Source organism: Streptomyces sp. NPDC006602 (assembly GCF_042870385.1).
Classification (GTDB): Bacteria; Actinomycetota; Actinomycetes; order Streptomycetales; family Streptomycetaceae; genus Streptomyces.
The window spans coordinates 128,974-152,288 of sequence record NZ_JBIAHG010000011.1 but is presented as its reverse complement, the minus strand read 5'-3'; the positions used below and the strand labels follow the sequence as shown (position 1 = coordinate 152,288).

The following is a 23,315-nucleotide window of genomic DNA, read 5'->3' as shown; positions in this document are numbered from 1 at the left end:
CTTGCAGACAGGCAATCTGCCCGCAGGGGTCCCGAAGCCTCACGAGACGCTCGGTTACCAGATCATTCGTTGGTGTCAGCGGTACATCGTCCAGCCGGACGGAGACACGGCGGGTGAGCCATGGAAGTTCACGGCGGAGCAACTCCGCTTCGTTCTTTGGTTCTATGCCATCAACCCGGATGGAACCTGGAAGTACAGTGCGGCCACCCTTCGGCGCGCTAAGGGCTGGGGCAAGACGCCTTTGCTGGCAGCACTCGCCATCGTCGAGTTCCTGGGGCCCTGCCGTTTCTCGCACTTCGATGTGTTCGGTCTCCCTGTCGGTAAGCGGGTGCCCCTGCCTGTTGTGCAGATCGGCGCTACGGCACTCGATCAAACCGAGCAGACCGTTGACTTCATCCGGGGAATGCTCTCCGAATCACCCGCCGAAAGCGAATTCGGTCTGGAGATCACCAAGTCAACGATTCAGTTCAAGTCGGGTAAGCCGGGAAGCATCAAGCCCAAGGCAACCGCCGGCAGGACCAACGAGGGCAACCGGCCCACGTTTGCGCTCATGGACGAGGTCCACCACTGGGTTTCCAGCAACGGCGGTCCGGACTTCTACCAGACGATCAAACGAAACATCGAGAAGACGACCAAGGCGGGTTCGCGCTGGTGCTCTACGACAAACGCCTACAACCCCAATGAAGACTCTGTGGCTCAGATCATCCACGAGTCCGACATGGTCACTCAGGGGTATTGGCTGTACGACTGCCTAGAGGGCTCGATTGACGTCGAGGACATCAGGGATGAGTCTCTGGTCCGTCAGGCCCTCATAGAGGCGTACGGAGACGCGAGTTGGGCAGACATCGACGGCCTGACCCGAACGATTCTCTACGACCGCACGACACCCGACAGCACCTATTGCCGGTTCTTCTTCAACCAGATCGCTGAAAGTAGCGACGGCTGGATGAGTAAGGCCGAGTGGGATGGGTGCCTGGACGAGGACGATCCAATCAAGCCGGGCGATCAAATAGCCATCGGCTTTGACGGATCGATCCGCGGTGACGCTACGGGCCTTGTCGGAGTGCGCTTGCGTGATGCCAAGCTGTTCGTCCTCGGTGTCTGGGAGCGTCCTGAGCACGCTCCTGATGACTGGGAAGTTGATGTTCTCTCCGTAGAGGCCGCTGTGAATACGGCCTTCAAGACGTATCGCGTTGAGTGGTTCTACGGAGACCCGCCTTACTGGCAAGAGAACATCGGCCGTTGGTCCATTGAGCATGGCGAGGACTACGTCTTTGAGTTCTGGACCAACAAGCCAACACGCATGGTCCAAGCCGTCGAACGTTTCCGCACCGCCGCAATGGTGGGCGATTTGAAGCACGACGGAGACCCGCGTCTTACGCGCCATGTGCTCAATGCCGTGACCCGTGAAGTACCTCAGGGCCTTCTGATTCAGAAGGACAGCCCGAGATCCAAAAGGAAGATCGACCTTGCCGTATGCGCCGTGCTCGCCCTGGAGGCGAGAGCTGACGCCATCGCTGATGGCCGTATGCAGATCCGGAGGTCACGAGTAGTGGGGTGGTAGCCATTGGCCGACATTGAAGTTGGGTCTCCACCCAACAATCCATCTGGTTGGGTTGATTGGCTCCATTCCAAGCTACTCAGGCGCCGGACCTATCTGCGCTTCTGCTCGGACTACTACGACGGCAAGCATCAGAAGATGGTGTTCGCTCAGGCCAAGTACCAGAGCGAGTTTGGCCGCATCTTTGACGGCTGGTCCGATAACTTCTGCGGCCTCATTGTCGACTCGGTGAATGAGCGCATGTTCATCGACGGGTTCCAGATGACCGATGAACCGGGCGGGGACAAGGACGCTCGGGAGATCTGGCAGCGGAACCACCTGGATGCCGAGTCGAACGCGGCTCACCTGGACGCAATGGTTCACGGAGTCTCGTACGCCATCGTGTGGGCGGACTCCGCCGGCAAGCCGACCATCAGCATTGAGAGTGCTGAGAACGTCGTGGTCCAGTACAAGCCCGGCTCACGCTGGGACATCGAGGCCGCCGCGAAGTTCTACCAGGACGATTGGGGACGCGAGTTCGTCACCCTCTGGTGGAACGGCCGTGTCTACACGGGCACTGGCCTTACGGGCGCATGGGGCGACTACACGGAGAAGCGGAACCCCCTGGGTGAACCTCCCGTCATCCCGATCCCCAACAGGTCTCGTCTCACTGGCCCGTTCGTCTCTGACCTTGCGGTCATCATCCCTCTCGCTGACGCGATCAATAAGACGGTCGCTGACGCTCTCGTTGCCAGTGAGTATGCGGCTTGGCCGCAGAGGTACGTGACTGGCCTTGAGATCCAGGAGGACGAGCAAGGCCGTCCTGTCGAGCCTTACAAGGTCGCTGTTGACAAGCTCCTTCAGGCCGAGAACCCCGACGTGAAGTTTGGCCAGTTCGAGGCTGCTGACCTCAAGAACTACGTGAATCTCACGAACATGCTCGTTCAGCACATGGCCTCTATCTCCCGTATCCCGTTCCACTACTTCCTGTTGAACGGCGGTACCGCTCCATCGGGTGAGTCGATTACCTCTGCTGAGGCTGGGCTCATCGCGAAGACGCGGGAACGAATGCTCCACTTCGGTGAAGCCTGGGAACGGATTATGAGGTTGGCGTTCCGGGTTATGGGGGACAGCCGGGCCGAAGCCCACGGGGCTGAGGTCATCTGGCGAGATCCCGCGAATAAGACTGAAGCACAGCACATGGACGCACTTCTCAAGCGCCAGTTGCTCGGTGCTCCAAGAGACCAGCTCCTTCTTGATTCGGGGTACACCCCGCAGCAGATTGAGCGCTTCCGCTCGATGCGGGAGCAGGATGCCAAGGACGTAATGGAATTGGCGAAGAAGTACCCGGCCCCACAGCCGGAACAGCCTAATGACCCCAAGGCCAACGAGAAGCAAGCTCGTAAGGCCCCACAGGGCAACTCGGGGAACGCAGCCCGCAAGTCTGCGTAACCCCAATTCACCAAAGGACGGCTCCCGCAATGGGGGCCTTTTTTGATGCCACCGAAATGGAAGGCTCCCATGGACGACACCACGCAGAACCAGAACGACCAGCAGACCACCACCGAACCAAAGACCTCTGAGGGCGTGCCCGATGTGGCAGCCCTTCAGGCAGATGTCGAGCGGTGGAAGGCCCTCTCTCGTCAGAACGAGAAGAACTACAACGATGCCCGCACTGAGCTTTCCTCGCTGAAGGAATCCCAGATGACGGACGCCGAAAAGGCCATTGAGGCCGCGAAGACCGAGGCGCGAAATGCGGCTCTCTCTGAAGTCGGTTCGCGTCTCGTCGACGCGGAGCTTCGTGTTCAGGCCGCGACTGCCGGCGTGTCTCTTCCGCCCGCCGAATACCTCAACACCACTGCCTTTATCGGTGCTGACGGTGCGGTGAACACCGACGCCATCAAGGCGTTCGTGTCGTCCCTCCCCAAGCCGTCCAATGCCCCCGAATTTGCCCAGGGGATTGGCCTTGGCCGTCAGGGCGATTCCGGCTCTTACGCAGCCGGTCAGATCGGCCGTGACGCCCTTTCTCGAATGTCCCCCCAGGAAATTGCCGCTGCCCGTAAGGCGGGCAAGCTCGACGCACTGATGAAGGGGGACCTCTGACCTAAAGAGGTACCACATTGACTTTTACGACTCAGGCCGGTAACAACGCTGGTGCCGGTGCACTTCAGGCCGCAGGCGGCCATTTCATTCCCGAGATTTGGGTTTCCCAGCTCCTTGAGGACCTGGACGACAATCTTGTACTCGGCTCCCCGGACATCGTGAATCGCCAGTATGAGGGCGAGTTCCGGCGTGAGGGCGACGTTGTGCGAATCCCGCACTTCGTTGACACTGTGACGGATAAGGGAATCGTCAAGGCGTACGGTTCCATCGGTACGGCGGACCACGCGGCGCTTGAGTACATCAAGATGACCGTTGCGAAGGGTTCGAGCTTCCACCTGGAGCTTGACAACCTTCACCAGCTCCAGACCAAGACTGGCATTGACCTCATGTCGAACCTGGTCAAGCAGCGTGCTCGCACTCTGGCGAACACCATGGACTCTCTGATTGCCAAGACCCTGCTTGCGGCTGTAGCCGGCAAGGATCTGAACGGCACCGAGGACCGCAACGCAACCGTCTCCGGTCTGCCTGCTCTGCACGGCAAGATTGAAGCGGTTGTTGATGCTGACTTCACCGCTGGGATCGACATCAGCGTCTATGACTTCGTGGTCGAGATGCTTGAGAAGCTCGACATCAAGGGCGCTCCGCAGGATCGTTTCCTGTTCATCTCCCCCAAGCTGCGTTCCGCGCTTCTGCGTGACCCGAAGTTCATTGACGCCTCGCACTTCGGTAGCGGCTCCGTCATGGCTTCCGGCGTCATCGGTCAGATTCTCAGTGTCCCCGTTCGCGTCGCGAACACCCTGGGCTCCCACACCCGTTCCACTGAGAAGCTCGTCAAGAACCGTCACACCGACTTCTCTTCGGTGGACATGTTCATGGGCTCGACCGCTGCGGTTTCGCTCATCGTTCCGTTCGCGGAGATGCAGGCTTACCAGCCTGAGGCGAAGTTCACCAACGCCATTAAGTCGAGGGTCATTTACGATGCCAAGGTCATTCGGCCGGAACAGCTCGTTGTGGCTCAGAACGTTGAGGCGCTGATCTCGACCCACAACGCGTAAGGGGGCCCCTGTTGCCTCTGGCTTCCGTTGATGATGTGGCCGCCCGTATTGGGCGGCCCATCGCCGCAGACGAGACAGCTCGTGTCACTGCCTTTCTGGCAGACGTGACAGGGCTCGTTGAGGACTACTGCGGCAGGGACATGGACAGGCGGAGCGGCCAGATCATCACCCTCTATCCGGAGGGTGGCTGTGTCCTCCCTGTCCCCGCTCGATTTCAGACCTTGCTCACTGTTGCCAGCGTCGTACAGAACGGCCAGGAGGTCACCGGCTGGACCTTCAACGGCCGTCAGCTCGTCCTTGAGGCGGGCTGGGGCGAATCCGCGGTGACCCTCACAGGCTCTTGGGGGTACGAGGTAACTCCCGCCTCCCTCAAGGCCGTTGCATGCTCTGAAGTGATCAGGTGGCTTGCCCTCAGCCCTGGTGTTGAGAGTGAGCGAGTGGGCGAGGTCGAAGTGACCTTCTCGGGAGCCAGCTCGGCGCAGACGCTCTCAGCACCCACCAGGACCAGCCTCCGCCCATACAGGCGTCGTGGTGCTGGCTCCCTGACCCTTCGTAGGGAAGGGCCCGTTCTCGACCTGAGGGGGCCTCGTGCTGTCTATGACTGATCCGGTCGAGGTCTGGCGGACCTCCGCACAGATCAAGAACGCGTACACGACCCGCCCCGACTGGGACCAGGCCGTCAAGGTCTGGGAAGGCTCGGCCTCTGTCCAGCCTGACAAGGCGTACGAGAGCTACAGCCCCTCCCGCGACCAGTCTCAGGAACGACTCACTGTCTTCCTCCCTTACATGGCAGTTGTCTCCTCTGGCGACAGGGTGAAGCTCGACGGCCAGACGTACGAGGTTGACGGAGAACCTGAGCGGTGGGGCTACACCTCCCGCCGGCACCTGAAGCTGTCCGTCTGGAGGGCCCTGAAGTGAGTGCCTCCTACCGGACGAAGCTCGTCCTTCACCGGGGCTGGCAACGAGACGTGTACAGCGCCCTGGGCACTCGCGAGGCCCTACAACTGGCAGTCAAGCGGATTGATGCCTACGCCAAGGGCGACGCACCACGGCGCGCCAGTAACCGAACGGCCTGGAACAGCATCAGGAACCAGATTGGTTCAACTGTCGCCATGGACCGAGATGGTTGGTACGGCGGTGTGTTCACTGAGGCCAACCCTCGCGCTCGACACGCGATGCTCCAGGAGCGGGGCTTTACGACCCCGAGAGGTCGCAAGGTGGCTGGCCGGCACTGGCTCAAGGGCGCCCTATTGAAAGCGAGGATCGACGGATGAGACTCGATCCTATTGAGTTCCTGGCTACCTACCTTGACTCAGTTCCGGACATCCCTGATGGGTCGGTTCTGGGTGACCTCACCAACCACGTCACCGGTGAGACCGCCATCTATCTAGAGCACATGGGCGGCTTCCGTGTAGTCCGAGACAGCATGGACCGGGTTGACGTCGAGTACGCCGCCTACTCGATGGACCGTAAGGAAGCTGTCGATCTCGCGCTTCTCGTGCGAGAGAGGTTCTTGGAGGCCCTACCCAACACGTCTGTTGGCGGCGTCCTGGTGCTCGACGTTGAAGAGATCGACTCTCCGAAGTACGACCCTGACGACTCGTCCCGTGAGCACGTTTACTGCGGACAGGTCGCGGTCTTCTTCACCGCAGCATAAACCTCCTTCCCCCTAATCGTTCGGCCCCCTTCTGGGGGCTTTTTTTATGCCCTCAGGAGGCCCCATGGCCAATGATCCAAAGAAGATCCGGTTCGCTCCGAACGGCTCCATCTATGTGGCGCCTTCCAGTGAGAGCCTGGTTGTTCCTGCTGACCTCGGGACTGCCAACACTGCCCCGGCGGGCTACAAGGCACTCGGCTACGTCGATGAGGGTGGAGTCACGCTGACCCCGGCGATTGAGACGCAGCCCGTTAACGCGTGGCAGTCCGCAACCGCCGTTCTGTACAACGTTACTTCTGCGTCGTTCTCTGTGAAGGCCACCCTTCAGGAGACCAACGAGATCACCACGGAACTCTTCTGGGGTGCTGAGTGGGTTGAGGTCATGTCGACCGACCCAACTCCTGTTGGTACTGGCGTCTTCAAGCTCGACCTGTCGTCCACTCCGGACCTCAAGGAAATCTCTCTGGTCGTGGACTGGAATCAGGGTGCCATCCGGAACCGCTGTGTCATCCCTCGCGCCATGATTTCCGACCGAGGCGCTATCCAGCTCTCTCGGACCGAAAACGGAAAGTACGAGCTGACCATTGAGGCGCTCGACTCAAACGGTTCGCTTGGTTACGTCCTGACGAACGACGACATCCTTCCGTAAGTAGTGCCCTGAGCCGGGGCGGGGTTATGTCCCCGGCACTCTCTCACCCACCCCAAGGAGTTCCCCATGTCCACTGAGAAGAAGCCTGGTCCTAAGAAGAACGGCGCCAAGAAGGTTGCTGCGGCTAAGGCTGAGGCGACGAAGACCTTTGCCACGTTCGAGCATCGCGGCCTCACCTTCAAGATTCCTCACCCCCGGAACTTCCCGCTTGAGGTCCTGATGACTGATGACGAGCTGGTTGCTACTCAGCTCATCCTTGGTGAGGACCAGTGGGCCGCGTACCTCGGTACCCGCCCCGACATCGAGGACTTCGGCGAGTTCGCCACGAAGATGAGCGAGGCTCAGGGGCGGGACGAAGACTCGGGAAACTGATGGCAGTCGTCCGCGTCATTCAGGAGTTCCCCGATGAACTGGAAGCTGACTTGCTTGAGTTCTTCGGGGTTGACTTCCTGGATCTATGGCGTGGACGGCTCTCAATTCGCCGTGTCGGCGTTCTCATCCAATCCCTGATGAGCAAGCCCGGACGCTCAACTCTTCTGATGGCCATGGACGAACGTTCCACATGGTCCGAGCACACTTACATGCTCGCGCGTATCTCTGACGCGCTTGAGCTTTCCAACTTCCTTTTCCTCAAGGCAAACGCTGCTGAAGAAGATTCCCGCGACCTTGAGATACCTCCACCGATTCCACGGCCCGGCGAACCGGAGCCACAGGCCGCACCAGAGCGCGAGTTCAGCGACGCACATGAACTCTCGGACTTCTTTGGACGGCTTAACAGCCTCTAAGGGGGGTCCATGGCTGAAGGACGCGGCCCAATCAAGGTCGGTACTGGCTACGTCGAGATCATCCCGAAGGTACTCCAAAAGGATGTTGAGGAGCTTCGTAAGAAGGTCTCAGGCGAGATGGCCAAGATTGGCCTTTCCGCTTCCAAGGAGATATCCAAGGGAGTACAAGAGGGCCTTGCCGGCCTGCCGAAGGAAGCCAAGAAGCAAGCCAAGAAGGCTCGGGCTGCTGTTGAGGAAGAGGCAAAGGACTCTGCCGAGACTATCGCTGAGCTGGAGCGGTTCGTAACCAAGCAGTATGGCGAACAGGCTAAGAAGCGACTCCGGGAGCTTCGGCGCTTTTACGAGTCATACGAGGGAATGACCGAGGAAGCCTCAGCCACTACTAGGCAAGCCCTCCGGGAGGCCGTTCGTCAGGAGGAGCGTGCTGCTAAGGAGAGGCAGACCGCTGCTGAGCGTCTGGAGCGCGAGAAGCGACAGGCCCAGACCCAGACGCAGCGCGAGCACGACCGCATTGAGCGGGAAAAGCGTCTGGAGCAAGAGAAGCAGGCTCGGCTTGCTCTCCAGGCCCAGCGTGAGGCCCTGCGGCAGCAGGTAGCCGCCCAGCGGGAGGCAGTACGGCAGCAGGTTGCAGCGCTTCGAGAGCAGGCCGCCGCACAGCGGGCCACGCTTCAGGACGGCATTGCCGATCAGCAGCGCCGCATGGTGCAGCTCCGGGACCAGATCCGGAATATCAACCGGGACATCAACAGCACCAACACAACGACTCAGTCTTACTTCACTAGGACTGGAACCAGCCTGAAGCGCATGGGCACTTGGTTTGACCAGGTGGGTGTGAGCATCAACGAGGCCGCCAATATTTTGACGACTCGTTTCCTGGCTCCTTTGGCTACGGCTGGTGCAGCCCTTACGGCTGTCGGTGTCGAGAACGCGGATAAGCGGCTACTTGGGCAGCTTGGTCTTTCTTCGGCTGGTGTCTCCAAGTCGGTCTCTGCTAATCAGATGTCCGCGATCCAGAACTATGCGATCGATACCCCCTTCAGTATCGACGTAATGCACGAATACCAAATGAAGCTCATTCGTTCGGTAGCCGGTGCTGACAAGAACTGGTACAGCAAGGACGCCTCTACCCGTACGGGGGCAGCCAACAAGGCAGCCGAGAGAACCACTGACCTCATTATGTCCGTGGGCGACTCGATGGCCCGAGCCGGAAACCTGAATCCACAACAGTTCCAGCGTGCAATGTACGCGATGGACATGATTATGGATATGGACCGGGCGCCTACGAAGAACGTGAAGCAGCTCGCTGCGGCTTCCGGTATGCCCGCCTCCGAACTGGCTCAGCTTCTCGGCTTCCAGAACGCTTCCGAGATGTGGAAGATCATTGGCACTCCTGCCAAGGATGGTGGAGGCGTCACCGGTAGCCAGATCTCCAATGCGATGCTGAATTACTGGAACCCTGAGAAGTACAAGGGAAACCAGAAGGGTGACGGCTCTAAGGGCTATGCGGCCCAGATGACGAGCCAGACCATCACCGGTCGACTCCAGCAGATGAAGGAGCGCGCAACTTTCGAGCTTGGAAATCTCTTCGTTGAGGAGGGCAAGGGGGGTCAGTACCAGTACACCGACCTTGGAAACAAGCTCGCGGGTAAGGACGGCATCCTTGATCAGGTTCAGGATATGGCCAAGAAGTGGGCCCCCAAGGTCGATGACTTCCTAGGGAAGTTCCTCGACGGGACCTCACACTTCATCAGCGTCATCGACAAGGCAGCAACCTGGATTGAAGAGTCCGGGTTGGCTGAACTGGGCGGACCGATCACCGACTTCCTCTTGAAGTGGGGTCCCCTGATCCTTGCCGTTGGCCTCCTGTCCAAGGTGGTCGGTAAGGCCGTGGGCCTGGTCGGCAGGATGTTCCAGCCCGCTGCCGCAGTAGTCCGCGGTGGTGTCCGTGCCACCGAGGGAACTCGGAACGTTCGCAGCCAGCGTGCAGCAGCTCGGGCCGCTCGCAACGAGGCCCGTGACAACGGTTCCTCTCGCCAGGACGCCCGGCAGGCAGGCCGTGACGCGTACCGACAGCAGCGCACGACCAACCGGAACGGTGACAGCCGTACGACTGGCAGGCGCCTTCTGGACGGCTTCATGGGCCGTGACTCCCGCGAGGCTGATGGACAGCGACAGATCAGGGCCCTTGAGGACCAGATCCGCGAGGCCCGTGACCAGGCCGCGAATCTCCGTGACGAGCTGCGTGAGACCAACCGCGAGTCAATGCGGCAGATCGCCGCCGCTCTCGCCGGCAACGGCAACGGTTCGGTCCAGGGTGCAGCCAACCAGGCGGGTCAGGCAGTCAACTCCGTCCAGCAGCAAGCCCAGCAGGCCAACAACACCTCTCTTGACCAGCTCCGCCAGGAGGTTGAGAAGGTCGAGAAGGCTGCACGGGACGTGATCACACGTCTGGGTTCGGTCAAGAACGATGTGGACTCGCTGAACGGCAAGAACCTGAACGCGGTCACCACCGAGTTCTCTCAGCTCAAGTCCGCTGCGGAAGAGGCCGGAAAGCAGATCACTTCCGACAACACCAGAGTCGGAAATCTGGATGGCAAGAACCTCAACAAGGTCACTGCCGAGTTCAACAGCCTCAAGTCTGCTGCGCAGGACGCGGGCAGGGAAATAACTTCCGACAACACCCGGGTCGGCAACCTCGACAAGAAGAATGTCAACGGGGTCAAGGGCTCGATTGACGATCTCCGAGACTCGGCAAAGAGGGCTGCGGATCAGATCGGGGATGGCGCTATGTCGTCGTCCACCTCTGGCCGTGTGGCAAACCTGAACAAGCGTCGGCTGACGGACGTCATCCAGGAGTTCAAGAAGCTCACGGATTCCGCTGATGACGCCTACAAGAAGGTTGGCCAGGGCACAGGTGCCGGCTCCCTCGCGGGTCGCATTGGCCTGCTCAATGGCCGTTCCCTGAAGGACATCACCAACAAGGTCAAGGATCTCGAAAAGGCGCTCAAGAACGCCAAGGACGAGGGTGACGGCCTGGACGACGCTCTTGACCGTATCGGCAAGAAGTCGCCTGGTGGTGGGGGTAGTTCCTCGGGCGGCAAGAAGAAGAAGGCCCGAGGCGGCGTTATGCGCACGTCTGACGTGGGCGGGGTTATGCCCGGCTACTCGCCTTGGGTGGACAACATTCCGGCGATTCTGTCGCCGGGTGAGGCTGTTCTTCGTCCCGAGGTCACTCAGGCTATTGGTTCGGACACGATCAACTCTTGGAACTCTCTCGCTATCCGAGGAAAGATCAGTCGTCACGCTCGCGGTAGCGGCGGTGGAGGGAAGTTCGACCTTGACCAGATCAAGGAACTGATCGAGCTTCAGAACATTGCCCCAGTAGGCACCGCAATGCTGAAGACCATGAAGCTCGACGGTTCTTCTGATCCTCTGGGCGGAAGCACTCAGGGTGGCATTCTGCGTACTGGTGACGTCTCAGCCGGCATCGGTGGCGCTGTGGGTGCCGAGAAGTTCAAGGGCATGTACGACTGGATGACCGAGGATGTGTTTTCCGTCCTCAAGAAGGTCCCCAGTTTCATCGGTCAGGTTGCTGGTGTTCTCGGCGGAGCCCTAAATCCAGTTCTCGGAGACTATTTTTGGAATGACGTTTGGAAGGGCAGCGGGAACATTGTCGAGCGAGGCGAAAAGTACCTCGGCGACGTGTTTTCCATGAAGACCCTTTCCGCAGTCTGGGAAAATCTCTGGGGCGGAGTCACTGACTCTGTCGGGGCCATCTGGGACACGGTAACCAATCCGATCGATTCGTTCTCCAATGTTTTTGGCGACGTCAGCGACATCGTTTCTGGCTCGTACAACAACTTGATCGGGATGATCGAGACGGTCAAGGAAATCCGGGATGCCCCCATGGGCTACGCGGGCCGCGTGCTCGATGGTTTCATGGCGAATGCCCAAGAGGCGATGCCTAACCTTGATGGCCTTTTCGACTTCGACAAGGGATCAAAGGTTGACGCAAAGGTCCCCGACTTCGGGGCCAGTATGCAAACGCCGACAGGTAAGGGCGTCCAGCGATGGAGCCCTATTGCCGCTCAGGCTCTCAGCATGCTCGGGCTTCCTCCAACGGCCCTCGGTACGGTGCTTCAGCGTATTCAACTGGAGTCCGGCGGTAACCCCCTGGCCGTCAATAGGACGGATATCAACTGGAAGAACGGCACGCCAAGTGTCGGCCTCATGCAGGTTATTGGGCCCACCTACAAGGCGTATTCCGGGATGTTCAGGGAGACCGGTCCCTTCATGTATGGCACCTCCACGAACGCACTCGCCAACATCTATGCAGGCTTGAACTACGCCAGAAATCGCTACGGCTCTAACTGGCAGTCGGTTCTTGCTGGAAACAAGGGTTACGCAACGGGCACGCTTTCCGCCTCTCCTGGCCTTGCCATGGTGGGCGAGAAGGGCCGTGAACTTGTGGCCTTCGGTGGCGGTGAGCGGGTGTTCGACAACGAGGAGACCGAAGGGATTCTCAACGGCAAGAAGTACGAAATCCACGTGCATGAGGCTCGCAATGAGCCGACGCCTCAGGCCGTGCTGAGGGCTCTTCGGACTGCGGAGGCCCTTTACACGACCCTGTAAGGAGGCGCCAATGCCAATCCCGGTGCGTACTAGACCGGCGGCGCCAGTAGTCATCACGCCTACTCCGCCGGCACCGGTCAAGTGGAGCCGGACGAGCGTTTCAGTGGTCGGGAACAACGGTCAGGGGGAGGAAATCCCCCTGACCGCGTTCAACGGCCGCGCGTGGCCAGCAGTAATCATGCAGCCCGGTGCCACGGGCCTAGACATGCCACCGTTCGCCCTCTTCTCCGATGACAGCCCCAACCTCGACGGCTCCATATACCGGTCTGCTCGTGCCTCTGCACGAGAGATCATGATTCCGGTCTTTCTCTATGGGATCGACCGCCAGACCATCAATTCCCTGAAGCGCAAGTTCTTCCAGGCGCTCAACCCTAAGCGCGGGTACTGCCTCCTGAAGTTCACTGAGGGAAACAGCAGGACTCGGCAACTTGCCGCCTACTACAAGGGCGGCATGGAGGGGTCCGAAGGAACCGACGCATCCGGGTTCTCCTGGGCTAAGTACGGCCTCACCTTCACGGCCATGGACCCGTGGTTTTACCAGGACCGTTCAGAGTCCGTCCGGTGGTCCTTCGGTGTTGGTGACCCGCTCCTCAGTTCCACCGCGGCTTTCTTTCCCATGCGAATCAGTGACGGTGTCATGGGTGGCCCCGGGGAAAGCCTTCTGATCTCCAATCCAGGAGACATAGAGGCATGGCCCGTATGGAAGCTTTACGGCCCCATCAAGTCATTCACTCTCACGAGTCCCGATGGTGACACCGTAAAGGCTTCTGCACCCGCAGACAGCTCCGATCTCGTGCCCTCGGGCCGAGTGCTCACGATTGACACACGCCCTGGAAAGAAGACCGTGAAGGACGACCTAGGCGTCAATTACTGGTCCAAGCTCGACACCAACCCTGCGTTCTGGTCGGTCGAGCCTGGTGACACCAACGCAACCGTTTCTGTGGTAACCGGATCAGGCAAGGCAGCAGTCGTGCTCACCTTCCAACCCCGGTACGCATCTTTCGTATAGGGGGACTCTTGGGCTACAGAGTTGAGGTGTTCGACAAGAACCTGAAGCGTGTGGGCGAGATTGATGAATGGCTCTCGCTCGACTTCACGGTAAGGCTCTGCCAGGAAGGCGCCTGGCAGCTCCTCATTAAGGACGGCACGCCTCAGTCTCAGCTCATTGAGAAGGGCGGCGGTATCGCCATTTGGCAGGACGGGGTCTCAAAGCCCCTTCTGTCGGGTCAGGTGGAGAGCTACCAGAAGTATTGGACCAAGTTGCAGCACACGGGGCCAGGAAGCCTCTACATCGCGGGGAAGTGTCACAACACCCTCGCGTACAGACGGCTGGCTTTCCCTGATCCCACCAAGGCCGTTAACAAGCAGTACGAGGCTCGTTTGCCCAGCCGCTTCGTGAAGACGCCATACGCGCCCGAAGTCATCTGGCAGGAACTTCAAGACGCCCTTGGTTCCTCGGCCCTGACAGACCGCCGGGTTAGCGGAATCAACTTTGGCACGAAGCCGACCAACCCCCTTCCTGTGGCTTGGGCCTCGCTCACTGACTCTCTCCGGTTCGACTCCATCGGCACGAAGATTGAGGAATGGTACGACAAGCGTGATTTCGCTTACCGCTTCCTCTACAACGGGAACACCCAGAAGATTGATCTAGACATCTTTGCCCCTCGGGACCGTTCCAAGGAGGTCCGCTTTTCCCCCGAGCTGGGGAACCTGCGGGAATACATCTGGACCCTTAGCGCGCCCAAGGTAACTCGGGTCATCGTCGGCTGTGCCGGCGAGGGCCTTGAGCGGTACTACTACCAAAAGACGGACTCTGCCTCTGAGGCAGAGTGGGGAATGCAGGTGGAAACGTTCCTTGACCGACGAGACATTCAGCTAAAGGTGGACAAGGCCACGGGTAACCCCGTGAAGTCGGATACCACCATGACCGCTGATGACGTAGAGGCCGCTAAGACGGCCCTTGCGGAGGCAGCCACCGACGCTCTTACCGAGGGTGAGAGAAACGGCAACTTCCAGATTTACCCGATTGACACGCCCGACTGCGCTTTCGGAGTCCACTACTACGTGGGCGACAAGGTAACCGTAGCCGTTGATGGCACCGAGTATTCCGACATTGTGCGCGAGGTAGTTGTGTCCGTTGATGACGCGGGCAACGTACAGGACGTTTCCCCGAAGATCGGTGAACAGGGAACAGGGGACCCACTGAATTTGTACAAGACCGTTTACGACATGCAAAAGAAGCTGCGCAAGCTAGAGGCGAGGATGTGACGAATGGCAGAGATTAGCTACCCGTTCAACGAGGCTAACGCCAACGGCGGTTCTCAGATCGTCTCTCAGACGCAGTGGCAAGCCATGGCCCGGATGTGGGGAGGTGACCGAGTCGACTTCCAACTCACCGCCACCACCTACGGAGCCAACTTCCTGCCGTTCAACGCGACAATCGTGAACGGTCGTACGGTCCAGATCAACCCGGGTAAGGCTTGGGTCGGCGGTTTCTACTACAGCCTCACGGCTCAGCAGTCCGTGACGATCGCCAACAACAGCACCACTAAGCCCCGTAAGGACCTGATAGTTCTTCAAGCGGATATGGCAAAGAGTGCTGTGAACATCGCCGTTCTCACGGGCACTGCCGCGGCTTCTCCAGTAGCCCCAGCTCCCCGCCGGCAGGCGGGCGGTATCTGGGAGATGCCTCTATACGAGGTCGACGCTGCGGCCAACAACGCTTCGATCTCGATCAGCAGCCGCATGCCGTTCGACGTTCCTGGCCGAGTCGCCTACCCGTGGAACACCGAAACGGGGGCGGCCCTTCTGCCTCGCGGTTCATTCGTTTACGACATGGACAACAACGGAGGAGACACACAGAAGGAGGGATTCCTAGGCCGAGACGGCTACGTGGTAACGCGCCATCTCGGCAAGTCCCGGACCTACACCCCAAGCATGGTGAACATCGGTAACCCATCCACTCGTGTGGGGCGTTGGCGTTGGATCGCCCCGAACACCGTTTGGTTCTCGGTCTACATCGCTAGTACCTCCACCTCTGACCTCAAGGTGTCCAGCGACAACTTTACGTATGGCGTGACGCTTCCCGTGCCAGCCAACGGCAGTACGGGTCAGGTGTTCCAGGGCCACATGGACAACAACGGTTCGGGGGCTTCTCCCAACCTCCCAAACTTCGTGGACCTCACGGTAAAGACCAACCGAGGTTCAAGCACCTCCACCATGTACCTGTACATGCCTAACAAGAACTACACCACCGATACGGGCCTTGATGGCATCGAATACTTCCCCCGCAAGGGCTTCCTGACTATCTCTGGCGTCTACGAGGCCGCAGAACTCTAACCCCCGACAGAAGGACCGATTCAGCCCCTCCGGGGGCTTTTTTGTTGCCCGTAAGGAGATTCACTATGGCCCGACTTCTGTTTGGTGGGACTGCTGCTGACGTTGCTGAGGACGTATCAGGCGCCCGTGTACCGGGCGCGACCGGAACGGTTTGGGACGGTTCTTCAGACGGAGCTGCTCAGATCACTGACCTGACTGACCTGTCTGGTGCTCCGCTCACCCAGCTCGTTGCCGACGAAGACGGGATGATCCCCGGCTTCTTCGGGCCTGAGATGGCAGAACGGCTCTGGCTCGACTTTGGAGGCCCTCGGGTTGCCCTGGTGGCCAACGACGTTGGCGAGCGACTGGCGGCACACGTGGCGGCCGACGACCCCCACGGTTCTCGTGCTGCGGTCATGGCCGAGCTGGACGCTCTTCGCGGTAGCGCTAGCGGCCTCGCGACGCTCGACACCACGGGCAAGGTGCCAACGTCTCAGATTCCCGTTCTCACGCCTCCTGACCTGCTCGACTGGCTCAACGTCCAGTCCCCCCAGTTCGGCGCCGAAGGCGACGGAGTCACTGACGACACGGCGGCTATCCAGGAAGCCATCAACGCAGCCGGCATCGGCGGAATCGTCTACTTCCCGAGGGGTGTCTACCGCATCTCGGCAGCCCTGGACCTTCCCCGCGGAGTGACCCTCATGGGCTCGCACTCCAACCTGATGATTGGCCCCGGGATGCTGGACGAGGATTTCCCTTGCTACATCCAGGCCCTTCCGTCGATGACGACAGGCGCCATGATTCAGATCATTGGCGACAACGACGGAACTCACCCGGCAATCAATGGTGAGCAGAGGATTTTCAATCTCATGCTCGACGGCTCCAAGGTCACGACCGGAAATCTGGATGGCATCTACGGCAAGGGGAACGTTCAGAACGTCGTCATGAGGGACGTTTGCGTTAGGAAGATGCCGAACAACGGGATCATCACCGGAAGCAATGCCGGGGGCGAGTGGCCTTACTCATGGCGCTTGCACTCCGTGATGGTGGACAACTGCCACGCGAATGGGATCGTCTTCGAGCGGCAGACAGACCTTTCGATGATCGACGTTCAGGTAATTGGCTGCTGGGCTACTGGCGTCAAGCTCTCCAATGCCGCAAACACCATCCTTGAGAACTGCCGCGCGGAGTGGTGCGGCGGGCATGGGTTTCACTTCACCGGAGCGTGGGGCAACTGGCCCGGCTCGGGCTCTATGACCATGTCTGCTTGCTCGACGGACCGTAATGGGTGGGACGGAGTGAGGATCGACGCGACCGGTAATGGTCCCTTCCTCGTCAGCGCCCTCAACACGCGACGGGACGGGCGCAACGGCGGCCCTGGTGGTGGAGGCTACGCGGGCCTCGCGCTACTCAACCGGGCTCCGGTAGTCGTGACCGGCCTCGGTTGCTATGTCGGCACCGACGACGGGGGCACGGCCAACACAAGCCCTCAGTACGGCGTACGCGTCGCCAACGCGCGAGACGTAAACGTGATCGGCGCCTACCTGCACGGCCTCACTGCGGGCGTGTTCCAGGAGGGAACGAACGAGCGGGTTCGGTTCACCGCGATTACGACTGTCGCCGGCAACAACTATGCCGAGGACCGAGTTCCTTCCTAACCCCCCACCGAAGGCGGCTGCGGATAACCCGTGGCCGCCTTTTTGCTGCCTCCAAGGAGCCCCATGACCCTTTCTAATTTCCTGTCCTACTCGGGCCCCCTGGCGACTGTAGTAGCTGCTGCCGTGGTCATTCTCGCTGCCTTCCGAACGAATACCGCTCGGGTCTGGAAGGAAGAGGCGGAAGCCCAGAAGGCAAGAGCTAACCGCCTTGAGACGGACCTGACGGAGATCAAGGAGCGGCTGACTCAGATCGAGCGAGACAACCGGCGACTTATCCAGCTCCTCACCTCTCTCGACCCCACACAGCTAACCGCTTATCGGCTGCTGTCTCACCCCACTACGGAGGTTGACTAATGGCAACTCCCATGACCGCTGCGCAGATTCTTGCCCAGCTCAAGAAGTTCGGTATTCCGTTCAAGGAGTACAAGGATTGGAAGAACCACAACCGGAACCATAAGGGGGCTTGGGGCCCCGTTCACGGCCTGATGGTCCACCACACGGGTTCAGATGCCAAGGATCAGCGCGAGCTTTTGTATGCGGGCACTGCGGCCCTTCCAGGCCCTCTCTGCCACTTCGGCCTGTCTCAGGACGGCACCATTCACCTTGTCGGCTGGGGCCGCGCAAATCACGCGGGTTCTGGTGACGATGATGTTCTTGAGGCTGTCATTGCCGAGAAGGACATTCCCCAGGATGACGAGAGCAACACTGATGGGAACGCCCGCTTTTACGGGATCGAGATTTGGTATTCCGGATCTCACAAGATGTCCGATGCCCAGTACGCGACTCTGCGGAAGCTCGCTGCGGCTGTCTGCGACTTCCACGACTGGGACGAGCACAGCGTGATTGGCCATGGCGAGTGGGGCAGCCCTGGTAAGTGGGACCCGGGTATTTCCTCGGGCAAGATGATGGACATGGACGCTGTCCGAAAGGACATCAAGGCCACCCTTTCCGAGGACGAGCCTGCCGAGTCCAAGCCGTCGACTCCCGCCAAGCCCAAGCCGAGTACCCCAAAGCCCTCGGCTCCCGCCTTCCCCGGGCGGTACTACTTCCGCGCTGGTGCCAAGAACCAGTACGTGACCACGCTCGGGAAGCAGCTCGTCAAGAAGGGCTATGGGCGGTTCTACAAGCAGGGTCCAGGCCCTCAGTGGACGGCCGTTGACCGAGCCGCAGTGAAGGCATTCCAGCTTGCCCACAAGGAACTGAAGAGTGATGCGGACGGATACCCGGGCCCGCTCACCTGGAAGATGCTGTTCAGCTAAGGAGGCCCTATGGTCAACGTGATTTCCAAGCATGGAGTTCGGATCTATTCCGTGCTCGCGGCCCTGGTGCCGGCGCTCGTACTGGTCTGGCCCAACGTCCCTTGGGAGGCTCTCGTGTCCGCTTCTGCGGCCCTGCTCGGCCTCGGTGTCGTAGCGGCCTCCCACGAGGACACCAAGACCCTCAAGGCCCTGTACGAGGACAGCCCCTTTGAGGCTGAGCTTCGCGGGGAGTCGGGCGAGTAGCCCGACACACGAACTAGGTGCAGGGGTGCACCTGGGGTAGAGAGAAACACGAAAAGGCCCCCTCCCGAATGGGAGGGGGCCTTTTTTGCGTTACGCCTTAGGCTTGCCGCCCATGGGAGTGCTGATCATCTTCGGGTAGCTCTCTCGGTCAACTACCTTCAACCGCTTCAGCACTTGAAGGTGTGCCTCGTATCCACGTCGTATAGCTGCGTTGATCTCGCCTACCCCAGCTCCCCGGCTAATTTCCCCAACTGCCTCGTCGATCAGCTTCCCATAGCCAAAGGCCGTGTCCACACTGACGACGAATCGGCCCTTAGGCACGTCGAGATACACGATGCCTGACTCTTTGCCGTCGATCTCGATTAGCCAAGTGGGCCACCCGTATTGGCGGTCCTCGTCCGGGGCAGGCGTCAAAACTACCTCGATCACTGACACGTCACTCTCCCGGCTTCACGGGCACGCTGCGGGCGTTGGCGATGCCCTCGCGCGCCTCCAGCTCGGCCACGCGCTCAGCGGCCGTGCGGTCGTTGTATGCCACCGCGGATTCGTGCTCCTGGCCGTCCTCGGTCCACTGGACCCTGTAGTTCTTCACTGCACTCCCCAGACCCATCCCCGGTACGTGTGTCCGGGGTAGCCACCCTCAGCCCGCTTGAGGTGTTCCGCGTACGAGCGGGCTCCGCACTTGCAACTCACGGCCCCTCCCTCACTAGTTGGCGTACGTTACCTGTTCCCCCACCTTGGACAGGAGAGGAAAGGCCAGTTCCTTGGTCCAGATACGGACCTCTTCGCCCTCCACATCCACGTAGTCAACGATAAGGATCACCGACTCTTCCGTCTGGTCTCCCGCATCGATCTCCTCGCCCTCTTCCAGGAGTTCGGCCGTCGTAAAGCTACTCACTGTGCGTCCCCTTCCATCGCTTCACGGTCTCCAGAACTGCCGCTTCGGCCTGCTCTTCGCTCATCCCGTGTTCAGTCTGAAGGATGAGTATGAGTGCAGTTCTCCACGCCCCAATGCGGGCGTTGGATATCCGCTTTTGGCCACGGCCTAGCCTCTTGCTCTGCTCCAGCTCCTGCACCATGGTCCGCAAGATGACTGAATACGCCTTGCCGTAATCGGCCGCCATTGTTTCTCCCAAACGCAAAGCGGCCCACCCCCCTTGGAGGAGTGAGCCGCTCGACTGCTGTTGCTGCGGGGGCGGTTACTTATTGGCCGCCGCGTACGCTTCCTTGACGGAGGCCGGAACGCGTCCCCGGTTGCTCACCTTGTAGCCGTTGGAAGCGGCCCACTTGCGGTAAACCTCGGCGGACGGCTCAGCCACGCTCGGGGCAGCCTTGGCGGCTCGGCTGCGGGTGCCGGCGGAAGCCTTCCCGCTGACCTTGCGCCCCGCCTGCACATACGTCTCAAGGAACTTGCGCAGCTTGTCAGCGCTCTTGCCCTTGAGGTCGATCTCATACGTCTTGCCGTCCAGGCCGAACGTCACGGTCTCGTCGGCCTCGCCCCCGTCGAGGTCATCGATGAGGAGAACCTGAACCTTCTGAGCCATGGTGGTGCCTTCCTGCTTTTCGGTCATTCTGTTCACGGCGGAGGTCGGCCTTCGTCGTACCCCTACGAAGGCCCTCCATTGTGTTCTGCGTGTAGGTCCCTGTATGTGTCACAGGAGGCTGCCACATACATGGAACATACTCAAACTGGTTTCAATCTCTCCACGTACCGTCAGACCACTTTCGGCAGAGAGATGTGTAACGGCCTTGTACAACTCGGGCCGTTGAAGTTCGAACCATCGGCATATCGGAGGGGGCCGGGCCCTTCGGGCGGTGAACAGTTTTCTCACTCATCCTGACCTCAGCCCTGAATCTCTTCGATGGGCGTGAACTTCTCCAGCGTCCAGAAACCGACGAGTTCGCCCGTCTCCACGTGGTACACGGGCTTGCCATAGTTCAGCTCGTTCACGTCCTGGTGCTCGTCCGGCTCCTGGTCCTCCTGGTCCTGGTGCTCGTTGTCCTCGGGGGCGTAGGACCACCAGACCTGAGACTGAAGCGAGCCAGTGAAGATGACCTCTCCGGACTCCTGAGCCTTGAACTCGTACCGTCCCGAGCCCGCGTAGGAGAGCACCACAAGCGTGCCCCTGTCGGTCGGCTCGGTCGACCGCTTGCCGCCCTTGCCCCCGAAGATCAGAGGGGCGTTCACGCTGTCCCTGGCGGACCGCACGGCAGGGATGTTCCTGATCTCTCCGTGAATCCACTCGCCTGCCTTCGGAGGCTCAGCGGACCGGATGAACCCGTGATCGGGGATGAGCGTGGTCCAGGTCGACCGCGTGGCCGGGTCGGTGCCCTTCTCCCCCACGCACACCCGGACTGCCTTGACCTTGGCCCCGTTGTGGGTGGCCTTCATGTCCTGAGGGTCGGCCAGTAGCGTCCCCGTACGGGTCACCTCGTGCCCTCGGGTGTCCTTCCCGAAGGCGGTCACGTAGTCGCCTGCCTTGACCCGAGCAAGCATCGTCTTGAGGTCTTCCACCTTGTCCTCTTCTTCCCAGTTGGGGGAACGCATTCTGTTCCCGTGTTCGTGACTGTCGTTCAGCACCTTCAGAGAAGGCACTTCCAACTGATCGGTGCACACGTCACAGTCACACGAGTGACCGACGCAGAGCGGGCAGTCAATGACATCGCACAGCCGATCAGGGCCGTATCCGTCGCCCCTGTCGTACGAGAAGGGGTAGAGCACGTGCTCTCTCTCGTACTGGTGGCCGTGGGCCAGGGGTTCCCTGGGGCACTCGAACTTTGATGCTCGGGCGCCTTCCTCCGTGGCGAACGCGGCACGGCAACTGGTGCACTGGAAGCGCCCTTCCGGGTGGAGTCGTACGCGGTGACTCATGAGGCTGCCACCTCGACCCGCTTACGGGCCGGTGCCTTCCTCGGGGCAGCCTTCTTTGCCGTTGCTGCCTTCTTCACCACCTTGCGAGTTGCCGGCGGAGAGCCCGCGGTGGCCTTCTTCGCGGGAGCCGCAGCCTTCTTGGCGGGTGCCTTGCGGGCAGGCGCACGCTTGACGGGAGCCTTGACAGGCTTGGGCTCGGGCTCTGGCTCGGCGGGAACATCCACCAGCCGGAAGACCGTCGGATTGAGTCCCGGACGCTTGGACTTGACCTCTTCCGCCTCGACGTCGGGCATCTCGTCCACGGCATCGATGATCTGTCCTGCCGTGTAGCGGGAGCTGAGAGCCCGGTAGAGCTGTGTGGAGGTCATCTCACCGTTGTGCAGGGTCAGCTTCTCCCGAATCTTCATGTCCAAAGGCAGAATCGTACGAGCCTTTTGCACGTTGCTCTGAGAGATGAGCTGCTTGACCGATGCAATGGAGAACTCAACGAACGCCCGAGCGGCCTCAAGGGCCTTGACACTGATCAAGGTCTTTCGCTCGGCCGCAGTCAGCACACACGCAACCCTCATGACCTGTTCGTCAGCCCGCTCGATGAAGCATGAGACGTCCTCGGGAAGTTCGTCCATGACGTCTTCATACTCGGCTCTGATGTCGTCGTAGCGTTCCGCCGCAGCGTCGCTCAACTCCATTTCCCGCACCTCCTTACGCGCCCACTCATAGGCGAGACGCATGGAGGTGCTCACCTTGATCTCGTTAAGGGGGTTGCGTCGGTTCTTGGCCGTCCGGAGAAGCTTAGACCGCTCGACCATGACCGGAAGAATGCGGTTGAACGAGCCTCCCTGTGCCTCCGTCAGACTGATGTACTTAGCCCAAGCGGCAGGCTGGATGTGCACGTGAAATCCGAGGGCGGGAGTGTCAACGGTGACCTCAACCCGCTTTCCGTCCTTTTTCGTGACGTTGGAAACGCGCTTTCCGTCCCAAGCTGTCCGGAGCACACCCGAATACTTGGCATCACGGTTCGTGAGTTTCAGAGTGGTTGACCACTCCTCATCCACGATGAGCGTTCGTCCGTCCATGCCCCCTTCAGACGTAAGCGAGTCCTGTTCGGTCTCGTAAAGGGTCTGCACCAGAGACGCGCCCGACGAAATGCCACCCTGCCGGCGGAGCGCAAGGAAATCCCCGATGGCGTCCCGCACGATCGCCTCAGCGGTTGAGAGCGCGTATCCCTTACGCCCCACTCGCGAGCGACCAGCAAGAGCCGTCCAGACCACAGCGGGCCGTCCGTTGGGCTGCAACACGCTGCCGTTAAGGGCAGCGGAGAACAGCGCCAGGACTGCCGCATGCACCCCTACGGGGTCCGCCTCGGTGTACGGCATGGCAGCCTTGACGGCTGCACCAATAGGCCCGTAGGCCATGGGCTCGTAACGAGCCTTTTCGTCCATGTCCTTCCCTTCAACTGCGGTTGGGTTGCACGTCCACACTTGAGCGTGTGAGCGTCCATGGATAAGGCCGGACGTATCCCTTCCGGCCCTCACCAAAGCAGC

The 23,315-nt window shown here is 60.3% G+C and carries 23 protein-coding genes; 17 read left to right on the top strand and 6 right to left on the bottom strand.

Annotated features, from left to right (window positions below):
• Window position 1 precedes the first annotated feature (1 nt).
• The 17 genes from ACFYO2_RS26645 to ACFYO2_RS26565 all read left to right on the top strand — a co-directional run bounded on the left by ACFYO2_RS26645 (window position 2) and on the right by ACFYO2_RS26565 (window position 18,899).
• Window positions 2-1,564, top strand: a complete 1,563-nt coding sequence (locus tag ACFYO2_RS26645; RefSeq protein WP_388353919.1) for a hypothetical protein — start codon at window positions 2-4, stop codon at window positions 1,562-1,564.
• 3 nt (window positions 1,565-1,567) lie between these two features.
• Entirely contained in the window at window positions 1,568-2,992 is a 1,425-nt protein-coding gene (locus tag ACFYO2_RS26640; RefSeq protein WP_388353916.1) for a phage portal protein, read from the top strand.
• Window positions 2,993-3,061: 69 nt separating this feature from the next.
• Window positions 3,062-3,643 carry a hypothetical protein gene (locus ACFYO2_RS26635; RefSeq protein ID WP_388353914.1) on the top strand — a complete coding sequence of 194 codons (582 nt, stop codon included), beginning with the start codon at window positions 3,062-3,064 and terminating at the stop codon, window positions 3,641-3,643.
• A gap of 17 nt (window positions 3,644-3,660) precedes the next feature.
• On the top strand, window positions 3,661-4,698 hold the full coding sequence (locus ACFYO2_RS26630; RefSeq protein WP_388353911.1) for a hypothetical protein: 1,038 nt from the start codon (window positions 3,661-3,663) through the stop codon (window positions 4,696-4,698).
• Window positions 4,699-4,733: 35 nt separating this feature from the next.
• Window positions 4,734-5,303, top strand: a complete 570-nt coding sequence (locus ACFYO2_RS26625) for a phage gp6-like head-tail connector protein (protein ID WP_388353908.1) — start codon at window positions 4,734-4,736, stop codon at window positions 5,301-5,303.
• Window positions 5,296-5,616 carry a head-tail adaptor protein gene (locus ACFYO2_RS26620; protein WP_388353905.1) on the top strand — a complete coding sequence of 107 codons (321 nt, stop codon included), beginning with the start codon at window positions 5,296-5,298 and terminating at the stop codon, window positions 5,614-5,616. The genes ACFYO2_RS26625 and ACFYO2_RS26620 overlap by 8 nt, the downstream gene beginning before the upstream one ends.
• 352 nt (window positions 5,617-5,968) lie before the next feature.
• Window positions 5,969-6,355, top strand: a complete 387-nt coding sequence (locus ACFYO2_RS26615; protein ID WP_388353903.1) for a hypothetical protein — start codon at window positions 5,969-5,971, stop codon at window positions 6,353-6,355.
• Between the two features lie 64 nt (window positions 6,356-6,419).
• Window positions 6,420-7,004 (top strand): hypothetical protein, encoded by a 585-nt coding sequence (locus tag ACFYO2_RS26610; protein WP_388353900.1) that lies wholly within the window; start codon window positions 6,420-6,422, stop codon window positions 7,002-7,004.
• 66 nt (window positions 7,005-7,070) lie between these two features.
• Window positions 7,071-7,376, top strand: coding sequence for a hypothetical protein (locus ACFYO2_RS26605; protein ID WP_388353897.1), 306 nt, complete (start codon window positions 7,071-7,073; stop codon window positions 7,374-7,376).
• Window positions 7,376-7,789 carry a hypothetical protein gene (locus tag ACFYO2_RS26600; protein WP_388353894.1) on the top strand — a complete coding sequence of 138 codons (414 nt, stop codon included), beginning with the start codon at window positions 7,376-7,378 and terminating at the stop codon, window positions 7,787-7,789. Before ACFYO2_RS26605 ends, ACFYO2_RS26600 begins: the two co-directional genes overlap by 1 nt.
• A 9-nt stretch (window positions 7,790-7,798) precedes the next feature.
• Window positions 7,799-12,421, top strand: coding sequence for a transglycosylase SLT domain-containing protein (locus tag ACFYO2_RS26595; RefSeq protein WP_388353891.1), 4,623 nt, complete (start codon window positions 7,799-7,801; stop codon window positions 12,419-12,421).
• Between the two features lie 103 nt (window positions 12,422-12,524).
• Window positions 12,525-13,430 carry a phage tail domain-containing protein gene (locus ACFYO2_RS26590; RefSeq protein ID WP_388353888.1) on the top strand — a complete coding sequence of 302 codons (906 nt, stop codon included), beginning with the start codon at window positions 12,525-12,527 and terminating at the stop codon, window positions 13,428-13,430.
• 26 nt (window positions 13,431-13,456) lie between these two features.
• A complete protein-coding gene (locus ACFYO2_RS26585) occupies window positions 13,457-14,689 on the top strand; it encodes a siphovirus ReqiPepy6 Gp37-like family protein (RefSeq protein ID WP_388353885.1) in 1,233 nt (410 codons plus the stop codon).
• A 3-nt stretch (window positions 14,690-14,692) separates the two neighbouring features.
• A complete protein-coding gene (locus ACFYO2_RS26580; protein ID WP_388353883.1) occupies window positions 14,693-15,760 on the top strand; it encodes a hypothetical protein in 1,068 nt (355 codons plus the stop codon).
• Between the two features lie 65 nt (window positions 15,761-15,825).
• Window positions 15,826-17,397, top strand: a complete 1,572-nt coding sequence (locus ACFYO2_RS26575) for a glycosyl hydrolase family 28-related protein (RefSeq protein ID WP_388353880.1) — start codon at window positions 15,826-15,828, stop codon at window positions 17,395-17,397.
• A 365-nt stretch (window positions 17,398-17,762) separates the two neighbouring features.
• Window positions 17,763-18,656 carry a peptidoglycan-binding protein gene (locus tag ACFYO2_RS26570; RefSeq protein ID WP_388353877.1) on the top strand — a complete coding sequence of 298 codons (894 nt, stop codon included), beginning with the start codon at window positions 17,763-17,765 and terminating at the stop codon, window positions 18,654-18,656.
• A 9-nt stretch (window positions 18,657-18,665) separates the two neighbouring features.
• Window positions 18,666-18,899, top strand: a complete 234-nt coding sequence (locus ACFYO2_RS26565; RefSeq protein WP_388353875.1) for a hypothetical protein — start codon at window positions 18,666-18,668, stop codon at window positions 18,897-18,899.
• 90 nt (window positions 18,900-18,989) lie between these two features.
• On the opposite strand, the gene ACFYO2_RS26560 is transcribed toward ACFYO2_RS26565, so the two are convergent.
• From ACFYO2_RS26560 to ACFYO2_RS26535, 6 genes are all read right to left on the bottom strand, one after another.
• A complete protein-coding gene (locus tag ACFYO2_RS26560) occupies window positions 18,990-19,334 on the bottom strand; it encodes a hypothetical protein (RefSeq protein WP_388353872.1) in 345 nt (114 codons plus the stop codon).
• Window position 19,335: 1 nt separating this feature from the next.
• Complete coding sequence (locus ACFYO2_RS26555; RefSeq protein WP_388353870.1) at window positions 19,336-19,491, bottom strand: hypothetical protein; 156 nt, start codon at window positions 19,489-19,491, stop codon at window positions 19,336-19,338.
• A gap of 114 nt (window positions 19,492-19,605) precedes the next feature.
• Window positions 19,606-19,797, bottom strand: a complete 192-nt coding sequence (locus ACFYO2_RS26550) for a hypothetical protein (protein WP_388353867.1) — start codon at window positions 19,795-19,797, stop codon at window positions 19,606-19,608.
• Window positions 19,798-20,098: 301 nt separating this feature from the next.
• The gene (locus ACFYO2_RS26545) at window positions 20,099-20,443 is read right to left on the bottom strand and encodes an Lsr2 family protein (protein WP_388353864.1); all 345 of its coding nucleotides are present in this window, start codon (window positions 20,441-20,443) and stop codon (window positions 20,099-20,101) included.
• Window positions 20,444-20,742: 299 nt separating this feature from the next.
• Window positions 20,743-21,447 (bottom strand): hypothetical protein, encoded by a 705-nt coding sequence (locus ACFYO2_RS26540; RefSeq protein ID WP_388353862.1) that lies wholly within the window; start codon window positions 21,445-21,447, stop codon window positions 20,743-20,745.
• Between the two features lie 320 nt (window positions 21,448-21,767).
• The gene (locus ACFYO2_RS26535) at window positions 21,768-23,213 is read right to left on the bottom strand and encodes a DUF3987 domain-containing protein (RefSeq protein ID WP_388353859.1); all 1,446 of its coding nucleotides are present in this window, start codon (window positions 23,211-23,213) and stop codon (window positions 21,768-21,770) included.
• Window positions 23,214-23,315: the final 102 nt, after the last annotated feature.

What these genes read in the sequence shown, in the direction of transcription:
- ACFYO2_RS26595 (WP_388353891.1), top strand. Translation starts at nt 7,799, where the DNA reads ATGGCTGAAGGACGCGGCCCAATCAAGGTCGGTACTGGCTACGTCGAG.
- ACFYO2_RS26610 (WP_388353900.1), top strand. Translation starts at nt 6,420, where the DNA reads ATGGCCAATGATCCAAAGAAGATCCGGTTCGCTCCGAACGGCTCCATC.
- ACFYO2_RS26545 (WP_388353864.1), bottom strand. Translation starts at nt 20,443, where the DNA reads ATGGCTCAGAAGGTTCAGGTTCTCCTCATCGATGACCTCGACGGGGGC.
- ACFYO2_RS26565 (WP_388353875.1), top strand. Translation starts at nt 18,666, where the DNA reads ATGGTCAACGTGATTTCCAAGCATGGAGTTCGGATCTATTCCGTGCTC.
- ACFYO2_RS26605 (WP_388353897.1), top strand. Translation starts at nt 7,071, where the DNA reads ATGTCCACTGAGAAGAAGCCTGGTCCTAAGAAGAACGGCGCCAAGAAG.
- ACFYO2_RS26580 (WP_388353883.1), top strand. Translation starts at nt 14,693, where the DNA reads ATGGCAGAGATTAGCTACCCGTTCAACGAGGCTAACGCCAACGGCGGT.
- ACFYO2_RS26570 (WP_388353877.1), top strand. Translation starts at nt 17,763, where the DNA reads ATGACCGCTGCGCAGATTCTTGCCCAGCTCAAGAAGTTCGGTATTCCG.
- ACFYO2_RS26575 (WP_388353880.1), top strand. Translation starts at nt 15,826, where the DNA reads ATGGCCCGACTTCTGTTTGGTGGGACTGCTGCTGACGTTGCTGAGGAC.
- ACFYO2_RS26540 (WP_388353862.1), bottom strand. Translation starts at nt 21,447, where the DNA reads ATGCGTTCCCCCAACTGGGAAGAAGAGGACAAGGTGGAAGACCTCAAG.
- ACFYO2_RS26635 (WP_388353914.1), top strand. Translation starts at nt 3,062, where the DNA reads ATGGACGACACCACGCAGAACCAGAACGACCAGCAGACCACCACCGAA.
- ACFYO2_RS26620 (WP_388353905.1), top strand. Translation starts at nt 5,296, where the DNA reads ATGACTGATCCGGTCGAGGTCTGGCGGACCTCCGCACAGATCAAGAAC.
- ACFYO2_RS26600 (WP_388353894.1), top strand. Translation starts at nt 7,376, where the DNA reads ATGGCAGTCGTCCGCGTCATTCAGGAGTTCCCCGATGAACTGGAAGCT.
- ACFYO2_RS26535 (WP_388353859.1), bottom strand. Translation starts at nt 23,213, where the DNA reads ATGGACGAAAAGGCTCGTTACGAGCCCATGGCCTACGGGCCTATTGGT.
- ACFYO2_RS26615 (WP_388353903.1), top strand. Translation starts at nt 5,969, where the DNA reads ATGAGACTCGATCCTATTGAGTTCCTGGCTACCTACCTTGACTCAGTT.